Annotated in this window: 10 protein-coding genes and 1 tRNA gene; 9 read left to right on the plus strand and 2 right to left on the minus strand. The window is 64.1% G+C overall.

Translation table 11 applies throughout. The annotated features are described in order from the left end of the window. Positions 1–310 precede the first annotated feature (310 nt). The 7 genes from fdnG (at position 311) to ACNFG0_RS20045 (ending at position 9,498) form a co-directional block, all read left to right on the plus strand. Complete coding sequence (gene fdnG, locus ACNFG0_RS20015; protein WP_196145404.1) at positions 311–3,379, plus strand: formate dehydrogenase-N subunit alpha; 3,069 nt, start codon at positions 311–313, stop codon at positions 3,377–3,379. Further along, positions 3,380–4,330, plus strand: a complete 951-nt coding sequence (fdxH, locus tag ACNFG0_RS20020; RefSeq protein ID WP_196166975.1) for a formate dehydrogenase subunit beta — start codon at positions 3,380–3,382, stop codon at positions 4,328–4,330. Continuing rightward, a complete protein-coding gene (locus ACNFG0_RS20025) occupies positions 4,327–4,983 on the plus strand; it encodes a formate dehydrogenase subunit gamma (protein WP_196145406.1) in 657 nt (218 codons plus the stop codon). The genes fdxH and ACNFG0_RS20025 overlap by 4 nt, the downstream gene beginning before the upstream one ends. Positions 4,984–4,987: 4 nt before the next feature. Continuing rightward, positions 4,988–5,914 (plus strand): formate dehydrogenase accessory protein FdhE, encoded by a 927-nt coding sequence (fdhE, locus tag ACNFG0_RS20030; RefSeq protein WP_416766118.1) that lies wholly within the window; start codon positions 4,988–4,990, stop codon positions 5,912–5,914. 135 nt (positions 5,915–6,049) lie between these two features. Then, the gene (selA, locus tag ACNFG0_RS20035) at positions 6,050–7,477 is read left to right on the plus strand and encodes an L-seryl-tRNA(Sec) selenium transferase (protein WP_196145408.1); all 1,428 of its coding nucleotides are present in this window, start codon (positions 6,050–6,052) and stop codon (positions 7,475–7,477) included. Beyond that, positions 7,474–9,396, plus strand: coding sequence for a selenocysteine-specific translation elongation factor (gene selB, locus ACNFG0_RS20040; RefSeq protein ID WP_416766119.1), 1,923 nt, complete (start codon positions 7,474–7,476; stop codon positions 9,394–9,396). The genes selA and selB overlap by 4 nt, the downstream gene beginning before the upstream one ends. A gap of 6 nt (positions 9,397–9,402) precedes the next feature. Further along, positions 9,403–9,498, plus strand: a tRNA-Sec gene (locus ACNFG0_RS20045). Between the two features lie 126 nt (positions 9,499–9,624). On the opposite strand, the gene ACNFG0_RS20050 is transcribed toward ACNFG0_RS20045, so the two are convergent. Together ACNFG0_RS20050 and ACNFG0_RS20055 are read right to left on the minus strand one after the other, a co-directional pair. Further along, positions 9,625–10,614, minus strand: a complete 990-nt coding sequence (locus tag ACNFG0_RS20050) for an asparaginase (protein ID WP_416766120.1) — start codon at positions 10,612–10,614, stop codon at positions 9,625–9,627. 69 nt (positions 10,615–10,683) lie between these two features. Continuing rightward, positions 10,684–12,126: an alanine/glycine:cation symporter family protein gene (locus tag ACNFG0_RS20055; protein ID WP_196145411.1), complete on the minus strand. Its 1,443-nt coding sequence runs from the start codon at positions 12,124–12,126 to the stop codon at positions 10,684–10,686. 179 nt (positions 12,127–12,305) lie between these two features. Between ACNFG0_RS20055 and ACNFG0_RS20060 the strand changes: the two genes are divergently transcribed. Both ACNFG0_RS20060 and ACNFG0_RS20065 read left to right on the plus strand, forming a co-directional pair. After that, the gene (locus ACNFG0_RS20060) at positions 12,306–13,118 is read left to right on the plus strand and encodes a helix-turn-helix domain-containing protein (protein ID WP_196156112.1); all 813 of its coding nucleotides are present in this window, start codon (positions 12,306–12,308) and stop codon (positions 13,116–13,118) included. 154 nt (positions 13,119–13,272) lie between these two features. Continuing rightward, complete coding sequence (locus ACNFG0_RS20065; protein ID WP_416766122.1) at positions 13,273–13,734, plus strand: HIT family protein; 462 nt, start codon at positions 13,273–13,275, stop codon at positions 13,732–13,734. The last annotated feature ends 86 nt before the right edge of the window (positions 13,735–13,820 follow it).

A 13,820-nucleotide genomic window follows, 5' to 3' on the forward strand; every position in this document is an offset into this window, starting at 1 on the left:
ATACTCGATACGATCAACAGGCTTAGCCGCATAACCTGAACCGCCGTGTACGGAACCGTACGCACGGTGGTGTGAGAGGACGACGGGTGAGAGCCCGTCTCCTACTCGATCTCTGAATTTTGGTTAGCTACAGGTTCGCGTTAGCCATCGATGGCGAGGTCCCGCGATCGCTTCATACCTGACCCACGTCATCGCACATTCCTGATTCTTGACTAGAGTTACAGGTTGGTGGCCATCCCGATGGCCGCTACCGTGAGTCCTAGAGGCGCCGGCACGTTCCAGGCGCCCAGAACCTGATCAGGAGTGCACGATGGACCTCAACCGTCGGCAGTTCTTCAAGGTCGCCGCCGTCGGCCTTGGAGGCTCGAGCCTTGCGGCGTTGGGCATGGCCCCTACGCCTGCGTTCGCCGAGCAGGTGCGTCACTTCAAGTTGGCGCATACCAAAGAAACCCGCAACACCTGCCCCTACTGCTCGGTCGGCTGCGGCCTGATCATGTACAGCCAGGGCGATGCGGGCAAGAACGTCAAGCAGAACATCATCCACATCGAGGGCGACGCGGACCACCCGGTCAACCGCGGCACCCTGTGCCCGAAGGGCGCCGGGCTGCTGGACTTCATCCACAGCCCCAACCGTCTGCAGTACCCCGAGGTGCGCAAGCCAGGCAGCAAGGAATGGACTCGGATCAGCTGGGACGAGGCGCTCGATCGCATCGCCGACCTGATGAAGAAGGACCGCGACGCCAATTTCATCGAGAAGAACGACCAAGGCCAGACGGTCAACCGTTGGCTCACTGTGGGCTTCCTCGCCGCGTCGGCCGCCTCCAGCGAGGCCGGCTATCTGACGCACAAGGTGGTCCGTTCGCTGGGTGTACTGGGGTTCGATAACCAAGCGCGTGTCTGACACGGCCCGACGGTGGCAAGTCTTGCCCCGACGTATGGCCGTGGCGCCATGACCAATCACTGGTCTGACATCGCCAACGCGAACCTGGTCCTGGTGATGGGTGGCAACGCAGCAGAAGCGCACCCGTGCGGCTTCAAGTGGGTGACCGAGGCCAAGGCGCACAACAAGGCGCGGCTGATCGTGGTCGACCCGCGATTCACGCGTACCGCCTCGGTGGCGGACTACTATGCGCCGATCCGCACCGGTACTGATATCGCCTTCATGGGCGGGTTGATCAACTACCTGCTGAGCAACGACAAGATCCAGCACGAATACGTGCGCAACTACACCGACGTGTCGTTCATCGTCAACGAAGGCTATGGCTTCGAAGATGGGTTGTTCAGCGGCTACGACGCGGACAAGCGCATCTATGCCGACAAGTCCGGCTGGGGCTACGAGCTCGGCGAAGACGGCTTCGCCAAGGTCGACCCGACCCTGCAGCACCCGCGTTGCGTCTTCCAATTGATGAAGCAGCACTACAGCCGCTACACCCCGGAAGTGGCGAGCATGACCTGTGGCATGCCCCAGGACGCCATGATGAAGATCTGGGAAGAGATCGCCACCTGCTCGCAACCGGGCAAGACCATGACGATCCTCTACGCGCTGGGCTGGACACAGCACTCGATCGGTGCGCAGATCATCCGCAGTGCAGCCATGGTCCAGCTGCTGCTGGGCAACGTCGGTATGCCGGGAGGTGGGGTCAACGCACTGCGTGGGCACTCCAATATCCAGGGCCTGACCGACCTGGGGCTGCTGTCCAACTCGCTGCCTGGCTACCTGACCCTGGCCGGCGACGCCGAGCAGGACTACGCCACCTTCATCGACAAGCGTGCCTCGAAGCCGCTGCGCCCAGGGCAGCTGTCCTACTGGCAGAACTACGGCAAGTTCCATGTCAGCCTGATGAAGGCCTGGTATGGCGCCAACGCCACCGCCGAGAACGACTGGGGCTATGAGTGGCTGCCCAAGCTGGACGTCGGCGCCTACGACGTGTTGCGCATGTTCGAGATGATGGGGCAGGGCAAGGTCAACGGCTATATGTGCCAGGGCTTCAACCCCATCGCCGCATTGCCGGACAAGAACCGCGTCACCGCCGCGCTGGCCAAGCTCAAGTGGCTGGTGGTGATGGACCCGCTGGCCACCGAAACGTCCGAGTTCTGGCGCAACGCCGGCCCGTTCAACGACGTCGACACAACCAACATCCAGACCGAGGTGTTCCGCCTGCCCACCACGTGTTTTGCCGAGGAGGACGGCTCGCTGGTCAACAGCAGCCGATGGCTGCAGTGGCACTGGAAGGGTGCCGACGGCCCGGGCCAGACCCGCACCGATGTGCAGATCATGAGCGAGCTGTTCCTGCGCCTGCGCCATCGCTACAAGGCAGAGGGCGGCGCCTACCCCGACCCGATGCTCAACATCAGCTGGCCCTACAAGATTCCTGAAGAGCCATCCCCGGAGGAGCTGGCCAAGGAAATGAACGGCTGGGCGATCACCGACCAGGTCGATGCCGCCGGCGCTACGCTCAAGGCCGGCCAGCAGCTTTCCGGCTTCGGCCAGCTCAAGGACGACGGCAGCACCGCGTCTGGCTGCTGGATTTTCGCCGGCAGCTGGACCGAGCAGGGCAACCAGATGGCCCGGCGCGACAACAGCGACCCCTACGGCATGCACCATGTGCAGAACTGGGCCTGGGCGTGGCCTGCCAATCGGCGCATCCTCTACAACCGTGCCTCCAGCGACCCGCAAGGCAAGCCGTGGGACCCGGAGAAAAAACGCCTGGTGTGGTGGAACGGCAAGGCCTGGACCGGCACCGACGTGCCGGACTTCAAGGTCGATTCGCCGCCGGAGGCCGGGATGAACCCGTTCATCATGAACCCCGAAGGTGTGGCGCGGTTCTTCGCCATCGACAAGATGGCCGAGGGGCCGTTCCCCGAACACTACGAGCCGTTCGAGACGCCCATCGGCATCAACCCGCTGAACCCGCAGAACAAGCAGGCCACCAGCAACCCGGCCGGGCGGGTCTTCGACTCGGTGTGGGACACCCTCGGCAAGGCCGACGAGTTCCCCTACGCGGCCACCACCTACCGGCTGACCGAGCACTTCCACTTCTGGAGCAAGCATTGCCGCCTCAACGCCATTGCCCAGCCCGAGCAATTCGTCGAGATCGGCGAAGTGCTGGCCAATGAGAAGGGCATCAAGGCGGGCGACCGGGTGCGGGTCAGCTCCAAGCGGGGGCATATCGAGGCAGTGGCGGTGGTGACCAAGCGGATCCGCCCGCTGAAGGTCAACAACCAGACCGTCCACCACGTGGGTATCCCGTTGCACTGGGGCTTCACCGGCATCACCCGGCATGGCTACCTGACCAACACCCTGGTGCCGTTCCTGGGCGATGGCAACACCCAGACACCGGAGTCCAAGTCGTTCCTCGTCAACGTGGAGAAAATCTAAATGGCCCAGCAAGACATCATCGCCCGCTCGGCCACCACGACCGTACCCCCTTCGGTACGCCAGCAACAGGAAGTGGCCAAGCTGATCGACACCACCAAGTGCATCGGCTGCAAGGCCTGCCAGGTGGCGTGCTCGGAGTGGAACGAACTGCGTGACGAGGTCGGCCACAACCATGGCACCTACGACAACCCTCAGGACCTGACCGCCGACACCTGGACCCTGATGCGCTTCACCGAGCACGAGCGCGACGACGGCAACCTGGAATGGTTGATCCGCAAGGATGGCTGCATGCATTGCGCCGAGCCTGGTTGCCTGAAGGCCTGCCCGAGCCCGGGGGCGATCATCAAGCACGCCAACGGCATCGTCGACTTCAACCAGGATCACTGCATCGGCTGCGGCTACTGCATCACCGGCTGCCCGTTCAATATCCCGCGTATCTCGCAGAAGGACCACAAGGCCTACAAGTGCAGCCTGTGTTCCGACCGTGTGGCCGTAGGGTTGGAGCCGGCCTGCGTGAAGACCTGCCCGACCGGGGCGATCGTCTTCGGCAGCAAGGACGAGATGAAGGTGCATGCCGCCGAGCGCATCGTCGACCTCAAGTCCCGTGGTTACGATAACGCCGGGCTGTACGACCCGGACGGCGTCGGTGGCACCCATGTGATGTACGTGCTGCACCATGCCGATACGCCCACGTTGTACGCCGGCTTGCCCGACCAGCCGGTGATCAGCCCCCTGGTGGGGTTGTGGAAGGGCATCAGCAAGCCATTGGCATTGCTGGCCATGGGCGCGGCGGTGTTGGCCGGGTTCTTCCATTACGTACGGGTCGGCCCACAGCGGGTCGAGGAGCAAGACCACCCGGCAGCGGGCGAAGACGGCGTGCATCAGGTGGACCCGTCGGTCCATGTCTATGATCCGACCAAGCCCGGTGGGCAAGGGGAGCCACGGCCATGAGCGACCACAAACCTATCGTGCGCTACAACGCCAACGAGCGAAGCAATCACTGGATCGTCGCGATCCTGTTCGTGATGGCCGGGCTGTCGGGGCTGGCGCTGTTCCACCCGGCACTGTTCTGGCTCAGCCACCTGTTTGGCGGCGGGCCGTGGACACGCATCCTGCACCCGTTCATCGGGGTGGCGATGTTCGTGTTCTTCCTTGGCCTGGTGTTGCGCTTCTGGCGCGCCAACTACATCACGGCCAACGATCGTCTATGGCTGCGTCGCATCGACCGGGTCATGCTGAACAAGGAAGAGGGCGTGCCACCGATCGGCAAGTACAACGCCGGGCAGAAGCTGCTGTTCTGGACGCTGCTGTTGTGCATGCTCGTGTTGCTGGTCAGTGGTGTGGTGATCTGGCGAGCCTGGTTCAGCCAGTACTTCGATATCGGTGCCATTCGCCTGGCCACCTTGCTGCATGCCCTGGCGGCGTTCGTGCTGATCCTAGGCATCATCGTGCACATTTACGCTGGCATCTGGATCAAAGGCTCGGTGGGCGCGATGCTGCATGGCACGGTGAGCCGTGCCTGGGCGCGCAAGCACCATGAACTGTGGTACCGGGACGTGACGGGCGACAAGGCCCCGCCAAGCCCGGGTAGAAAAAAAGGATGAGCGCTTGAGCACGATTCTCGAACCTGGGCAGATCGAGGCGGCGGCGACTGCGCCGCCGTTCCTGCATCTTCCATCAGCCGAACTGTTCCAGCTGCGTGCCGAACGGCTCGAGCATCTGGCCGAGGGGCATGCCTTGGGCGATTACCTTCGGCTGGTCGCTCGGCTGTGTCGTGTCCAGCAGCAGTTGCTGGCGCAGCCACCCAGCCCCATGCCGTTGGCCGAAGAGCGTCGGCGCCTGTGCCTGAGCCACGGCCTGCCGCCGCTGGCCGCCGACAGCCTGGTGCGCGAGGGGCATTGGCTGCCTTGGCTGGACGCATTGCTCGAGCACTTCCAGGACGCGCCGGGCGGCCCGCTGGCCGATGCCGTGCGGTCCTTGGGCAACAGTGATCAAGCGCAGCGCAAGGGCTGGGCCATCGCCCTGCTCGGCGGCCAGTATGATGCTGTGCCGGCGGCGTTGGTGCCTTTCATTGGCGCTGCGTTGCAGGCGGCGTGGAGCCATTGGCTGCTGAGCCTGCCGGAACCGGACCTGAAACCAGGTAGCAGCCTTTCGCAATGCCCAGCCTGTGGCTCGCCGGCCATGGCCGGGGTGGTGCGTAACCGAGGCAAGCACAATGGCCTGCGTTACCTGGCCTGTTCGCTGTGTGCCTGCGAGTGGCATGTGGTCCGGGTCAAGTGCGTGTACTGCGACTCGAGCAAGGGCCTGCGCTATACCAGCTTGGAGGATGACCGCCATGCCCCGGGCAAGGCGCCGCTGCGTGCCGAGTGTTGCCCGGGCTGCAACAGCTACCTCAAGCAGTGCTACCTGGAGAACGACAGTGCTGCCGAGCCCTTGGCCGACGACCTGGCCAGCCTGGCACTGGACATGCGCCTGGACGAAGAAGGCTTCCAGCGCCTGGCGCCGAACCTGCTGCTGGCGCCGGGTGGGGGGTGAGTGTCTACACTTCACTATCGAGTTGCCCCCATCGCCGGCAAGCCGGCTCCCACAGGTACAACGCAAGCCTGTAGGAGCGGGCTTGTCCCGCGATAAGGCCCGCCCAGACAACGGATCAGTCCAAGGTAGTACTGCATGTCTTCCAACCTCGCCAGCGATACCCCCCGCTTGCCCTCCATCGATACCCTGCTACGCCACCCGACCTGCGAGCCACTGATCGAGCGTCACGGCCGCGACGCCGTGCTGGCCACCCTGCGCCAGTTGCTCGATGACCTGCGCGAGCCCACCCGTCTCGGCCAGCTGGACGCAGTGGAGCTGGCGCCGGGAGGCCTCAATGGCCGTGCTGCAGAGCGCCTGACCGCTCTGCAGCGCAGCCAGGTCCGCCGGGTCTTCAACCTCACCGGCACCGTGCTGCACACCAACCTCGGCCGTGCGCTGCTGCCGGAAGAGGCCGTCGAGGCCATGCAGACCGCTGCCCGCTACCCGCTCAACCTGGAATTCGACCTGGCCACCGGCAAGCGTGGCGACCGCGACGACTTGATCGAAGGCCTGATCCGCGAGCTCACCGGCGCCGAAGCGGTCACCGTGGTCAACAACAATGCCGCTGCCGTGTTGCTGGCGCTCAACAGCCTGGGCGCTCGCAAGGAGGGCATTATCTCCCGCGGTGAGTTGATCGAGATCGGCGGTGCCTTCCGTATCCCTGACATCATGGCCCGCGCCGGCGTGCGCCTGCACGAGGTGGGCACCACCAATCGCACCCACGCCCGCGACTACCAAGGGGCGATCAACCCACGCACCGGCCTGCTGATGCGTGTGCATTGCAGCAACTACAGCATCCAGGGCTTCACCACCCAGGTGCCCACGGCCGAGCTGGCCACCATCGCCCACGCCCACGGCCTGCCCCTGCTCGAAGACTTGGGCAGCGGCAGCCTGCTCGACCTCACCCGCTGGGGCCTGCCGGCCGAACCTACGGTGCGCCAGGCCTTGGCCGATGGCGCCGACATCGTCACCTTCAGTGGTGACAAGCTGCTCGGCGGCCCTCAGGCCGGCATCATCGTGGGGCGCAAGGCGCTGATCGCCAAGATCAAGAAGAACCCGCTCAAGCGTGCCCTGCGCGTCGACAAGATCACCCTGGCTGCCCTGGAAGCGGTACTGGCGCTCTACCGCAACCCTGACCGCCTGGCCGAGCGCCTGCCTAGCCTGCGTTTGCTGACACGCCCTCAGGGCGAGATCGCCGCCCAGGCCGAGCGCCTGGCGCCGGTATTGGCCCACTGCTTGGGGTCGCAATGGGCGGTCAGCGTGGAGCCTGCGCTGGGCATGATCGGCAGTGGCAGCCAGCCGGTGGCACGCCTGCCCAGTGCCGCGTTGTGCCTGCGCCCGCTGGTGTCGAAGAAGCTGCGCGGGCGCAGCCTGCACGTGCTGGAGCGGGCCCTGCGTGCCTTGCCGGTGCCGGTGCTGGGCCGCATCGACGACGATGCCTTGTGGCTCGACCTGCGCCAGCTGGATGACGAGGCGCAATGGCTGGCGCAGCTTCCCGAGCTGCAGTTGGGGCCGGTCCAGTGATCGTCGGCACCGCCGGCCATATCGATCATGGCAAGACCGCGCTGCTCCAGGCCCTGACCGGCCAGGCGGGCGACCATCGCCAGGAGGAGCGCGCCCGGGGCATGACCATCGACCTTGGCTATCGCTACGCCGCCCTGGCCGAAGGGGCACCGCTGACCGGTTTCATCGATGTGCCGGGCCACGAGCGCTTCATCCATAACATGCTGGCCGGTGCCCATGGCATCGACCTGGTACTGTTGGTGGTGGCTGCCGACGACGGCGTGATGCCACAGACCCGTGAGCATCTGGCGATCATCGAGCTGCTGGGAATTTCCCAGGCCCTGGTGGCAATCAGCAAATGCGACCGCGTCGACCCGCAGCGCGTGGCGCAGGTTCAGGCCGAAGTCAACGACCTGCTCGCCCCTGGCCCTTATGCCGATGCGGCGCAGTTTCCGTTGTCCAGCGTCACCGGTGAAGGCATCGAGGCGCTGCGCCAGGCCTTGCTGGCGGCCGAGGGGCGCGTGCGCCAGCGCAGTGCCCGGGGTGGTTTCCGGCTGGCGGTGGACCGGGCATTCGCCGTGGCCGGTGCCGGTATCGTAGTCACCGGCACGGCACTGGCGGGGCGAGTCAGCGCCGGGGATACCTTGCTGCTGGGCAAGGCAGGCAAACCTGTACGGGTCCGCGGGCTGCATGCGCAGAACCAGGCTGCGCTGGTGGCTGACGCCGGCCAACGGGTGGCCCTGAACATCAGTGCCGAGCGCCTGGCTCTGGAACAGATCCACCGTGGCGACTGGCTGGTGCCGGACTGGCTGCATGCCCCCAGCCTGCGGGTAGACATCGAACTCACCTTGCTGGCAGGCGAAACACGCACCTTCGAGCATTTCAGCGCCGTGCATGTGCACCTGGGCACCCAGGATGTCACTGCGCGTGTGGCGTTGCTCGAAGGCGAGATACTGAGGGCTGGCCAGCGGATGTTCGCCCAACTGCTGCTGAACGCGCCGTTGCAGGCGGTGCACGGCGATCGCCTGGTGCTGCGTGACCAGCGTGCCCAGCGCACCTTGGGCGGCGGCCGGGTGCTCGATCCTTTTGCCCCCAGCCGCCAGCGGCGCAGCGCAATGCGCCTACGCCAGTTGCAGGTACTGCGCCAAGCCACGGAGCTGGAGCAAGCCTTGCCAGGCTTGCTGGAGGCGGCGCCGGGTGGGCTGGACCCCCAGCGCCTTGAGCGCCAGTTCAATCGCTTGCGTGAGGGCTGGCGGCTGCCCGACGGCGTGCAAACCATCACCACGAAACAGGGTTCGCTGCTGTTTGCCCAGCATCATTGGCAGGCACTCAAGCAGCAGGTCATCGCACAGCTTGCGCACTTCCACGAACAGGAACCGGACCAGCTAGGCCCTGACCGCGATCGCCTGCGCCGTTTCGTCGCCTTGGCCGTGGAGCGGCCGACGTTCATCGCCCTGCTGGAAGAGCTGTTGGCATCGGGCGATATCGTCAACAGCGGCCCCTGGTTGCACCTGCCGGAACACAAGGTGCAGTTGAGTGATGACGATGCTGCCTTGTGGGCGCGTCTGGAGCCGGCATTGCTGGAGGGATTGTATGACCCGCCGTGGGTCCGTACCCTGGCCACGGCGCAAGCGCGCGACGAAGGCGAAGTACGTCTGCTGCTGCGCAAACTGGCCCGGCTGGGGTTGGTGCACCAAGTGGTGCGTGACCTGTTCTACCCTGAAGCGACGATCCGGCGCATGGCCGACATGCTGTTGCAGCATTCAGCCAGTACACCGATAGTGCAGGTCGCGGCGTTTCGCGATATGTTGGGCATCGGTCGCAAGCGAAGCGTACAGATTCTCGAATACTTCGACCGCCTCGGCCTGACCCGGAGGGTCGCCGACCAGCGTCACATCCGCGCCGACAGCGCCCTGGCCCAGCAACCGGCCAGGCACTGAGTACAAGGAAGGCAATCGCGCCCGGTGGCGCGGCCGGGCTTCAAACCCGGTTGGGGACGGCAGCCGTTCCCGGGCAGGTTCGACTCCCGCTGCCTTCCGCCATTTTCTTCTGCCTGTCAGGTCCCTATCGCCGGCACGCCAGCTCCCACTTGGACCGCGCAGCTTTCAAGGCCTGTGCAGTCCCTGTGAGAGCAGGCTTGCCGACGATGAGACCTGATCAGGCAACGCTCACGCCCGCTCCCCACACAGGTCCAGGGCAAACCACCGCTCAGCTGTGTCGACATCCAGCCCGGCTCCCAGCAGCGCGAACAGCTTGCCCAGCGCCGCCTCGCGGGTCATCCCGCCGCCGCTGACCAGCCCGGTATCACGCAACCGGCTCCCTGCGGCATAGGTATCGAACACCACCGAGCCCTCCGGGCACTGGCTTATGGCGACGATCATCACACCGCCCAGGCGGGCATCGTGCAATGCGTCGAGCAGGGCCTGGTCGTCGGACGGGCCGGTGCCGCTGCCATAGCATTCGAGCACCAGGCCCTGGATGCCGGTGGCGAGCAATGCCTGGACGAAACCGGCCTGCAGGCCGGGCACTACCGGCAAGACCGCAAGCCTCACCGGTTCGCGACGCTGCCGGTAATCGAGTGCTGGGGGAATCGCCGCGGCTCGCTCGCCCTCGCGATGGCGGGGCAGGGCCGCGAAGGCATCGAATGCCTCGCTACGCAGCTTCGAGGCTCGGCAGCCATGCAACAACTGCCCGTGGAAATACAGCTGTACCCCACTTTCCAAACCTCGTTCCAATAGCCGCAGGGCGCCGAGCAGGTTGTCCCAGGCATCGCTGTCGGGTGCACCGGCGGGCAGCATGGAACCGGTCAGCAACACCGGCACCGGCAGGCCCAGCAGCAGGAACGACAACGCCGCCGCGCTGTAGGCCAGGGTGTCGGTGCCGTGCAGCACCAGCACACCGTCATGGCCATCGCGCTCCACCGCCTCGACGATGGCATCGCGCATGGCCAGCCAGTTGGCCTGCTGCATGTTGGCGCTGTCGATCAGCGGGTCGAGCTCACGCAGCGACCAGGTCAGGCCTGGTCCGTCGGCCTGCGAGGCCAGATAGTCGCGCATCCGCGCCTCGAAGCCGCTGGCCGGGGCCAGGCCTTCTGGGGTTTGCAGCATGCCGATGGTGCCACCGGTATAGAGGACGAGAAGATTCTTGACTGCACGCATGGAAAGCTTCCGTAGCGATGAGCGGAGAAGAGAGCCGCCCCGGATGGGGCGGCTGGGCAGGGGAGGATATCAGCGCTGCGGTTGAGCCTGGGCGGCGGCTTTGTCAGCGGCTGTGTCAGCCTGTGGGTTGGCTGGCCAGGCGTTGCGGTCCAGGTCCAGGTCGGCGAACTTGCTGGAATCGAATACCGGCTGCTCGATGCCTGCGCGGCGTTGGTCGTCGTAGTCGCGCATCACCCGCAGGCCGGTCTTGAACAGCAGGGCCAGAGCGATCAGGTTGACGAACGCCAGGCAGGTCATGGTGATGTCGGCGAAGGCGAACACGGTGGACAGGTTCTGCACCGAACCCCAGATCACCAGCGCCAGTACCAGGCCACGGAAGATCATCAGCACGACGCGGTTGCGGCTGAGGAATTGCAGGCTGTTCTCGCCCAGGTAGTAGTTGTAGAGGATGCAGGTGAAGACGAACAGCGACAGCGCGACGCTGACGAACAGGCGGCCCCAGTCACCGACCACAGCGGCCAGCGAGTTCTGGGTCAGGACGATGCCATCACCTTCGAAGCCTGGGGTGTAGAAGCCCGACAGCAGGATCAACAGCGCGGTGCAGGTGCAGATCACGAAGGTGTCGAGGAACACGCTGAAGGCCTGGACCACGCCCTGGGCGCCGGGGTGCTTCACGGCGGCTACGGCGGCGACGTTCGGCGCGCTGCCCAGGCCCGCTTCGTTGGCGAACACGCCACGCTTCACGCCCATGACGATGGCGCTGCCGAGCAGGCCGCCGAACGCCGGGTCGAGGCCGAAGGCGCTCTTGAAGATGGTTTCCAGCATGGCCGGCACGTGTTCGATCTGGGTGCCGATCACATACAGGGTCACACCGATGTAGGCCAGGGTCTTGACCGGTACCAGCAGGTCGGACACCGCAGCGATGCGCTTGATGCCGCCGATGAAGGTGATGGCCAGCAGTGCGGCGAGGACGATACCGGTGGTGCCCGGATCGAAGCCGAAGGCGTTCTGCAGCGAGTGAGTCATGGTGTACGACTGCACGCCGATGAAGGCGAAGCCGTAGGTGACCAGCAGCAGGATCGAGAACACGATCGCCATGCTTTTCAGCTTCAGGCCGTGCAGGATGTAGTAGGCCGGGCCGCCGCGGTACAAACCGTCGCCGTCGGCGCGCTTGTAGACCTGGGCCAAGGTGCATTCGAAGAAGCTGCTGGCCATGCCCACCAGTGCGGTGACCCACATCCAGAACACGGCGCCTGGGCCACCGAGGGTCACGGCGATGCCGACCCCAGCGATGTTACCGGCACCGACACGGCCGGCCAGGCTCAGCATCAGGGCCTGGAAAGAGCTCAGTTGGCCTGCCTGGCCGCGAAGGGATTCCTTGAAGACACCGAACATGTGGCCGAAATGACGGAACTGGACGAAGCGAGAGCGGATGGTGAAGTAACCGCCGAGTCCGACGATCAGCACGATGAGAAGTTTCCCCGAAAGGAAATCGTTGAGTGCTTCGAGCATTGGGAAATGACCTCGATTCTTGTTCTTCGCGTGGAAAGACCAGCGGGCGGCAGAGACGCACCGCTTTCATTGGCGCGCATGGTTGGCCATGACAACTGTGGTTACAATTTCGCGGGTTGCTCTGACTTGATGCGACTTGATGCTAGAATTGCGTCATTCGCATCATCTGGACCCTTCTCATGGGCGATCATTTCGCTATCAACCTCAAACTGGCCTGCAGCCACTACCGCTCTATTTCAGAGGTTTGCCGGCAGCTGTCGATCAACCGCGCGCAATTCAACAAGTACCTGAGCGGCCAGAGCCGCCCGACGGCCTACAACCTCAAGCGCATCGGTGACTTCTTCGGCGTGGAGGACTACGAGCTGGGCCTGCCGCCGGAACAGTTCGCCCGCCTGATCGGCGCCCGCACCTTATCTGCCCAGGCCGAGCAGCAGAACGACCCGATCTGCGAACTGTTCAAGCCGCTGCACGCGCAGGCCGGCAACTTGTCGCGTTACTGTGGCTATTACTTCGAGTATTCCAACTGCATGTCGGTACCCGGCTCGATCCTCGTATCGCTGGTGCACCTGTGGGAGGAACGCGGCAGTTTCCTGTTCGAACGCCTTGAACGCCAAGAGCGCTCCACTGCAACCGATCCGCACGCCGAAGTACGGTGTCGCTACCTCGGTGCGGCGTTCCAGTTACAGGACAGGGTATTTCTCATCGACTACGAGTCGCTGACATTCAACGAGATGAGCCAGACCATTCTCATCCCGAGCTTCAAGAGCCGCATCACCCGCCTCAATGGCCTGAAGAATGGCGTCTCCAGTGGTGACCGCCGCAACCCGGCCTGCACCCGCGTGGTCTGGGAATACCTGGGCGAAGAGGTCAACCGCATCAACGCCTACCGCCAGGTCAAGCTGTACCGCCCGGACGACCCGCGCATCGATGATGACGTGCGTGAACGCCTGAGCGTCGGGCCGCTCAAGAATGGGTTGTTTGAAATCGAGTGAGCCTGCTGTCGAGTGTTCATTTAATTTACTCGATATTTCCTACGGCTATATAGGAAGTTTCTGGCTATATAGGCTGTTGATCATGTTCGCGGCGTTGTTAAGAATACGTATTGGCTGATTTCTAGATGTCATTCGGAAAATACGGAGTGAATAAGTGTGTGTGTTCTGTGAAATAGTCGCAGGGCGCGTCCAAAGTCATATCGTATGGCAGGACGAAAACTACATGGCCTTTCTTTCCATTTACCCCAATACGCCTGGTGTAACGGTCGTGATACCCAAGGCTCATCATTCAAGCTACCTCTTCGAGCAGGACGACCTTGTCATCGCAGGCCTGCTCGCGGCAACGAAGAAGGTCGCGAAACTATTGGTCGAAGGCCTGGAGGGGGTGGGGCGTACAGCGCTGGTGTTCGAGGGGTATGGCGTCGATCACCTTCACGCAAAGCTGTATCCCATGCATGGAACTGGTGAAGACAGCGCCTTCCGGAAGATCGCCTCTGTTGTCGAAACGTACTTTGATCGCTACCTGGGCTATGTCTCTTCCCATGATGGGCCACGAGCGGATGATCTGCAGCTAGCTGAAATGGCGCAGCGGCTACGTCACCCTTTGGACACCTAGCTAGTGTGGTGTCACTACCTCGGTGTCGCGCTCCTGTTGCAGTGAATACGAGTCGCGGATGTGCAACGAGACAAGCCTGACCATCC

This window comes from Pseudomonas sp. NY15372, from assembly GCF_048068215.1.
Lineage (GTDB): Bacteria > Pseudomonadota > Gammaproteobacteria > Pseudomonadales > Pseudomonadaceae > Aquipseudomonas > Aquipseudomonas guariconensis_A.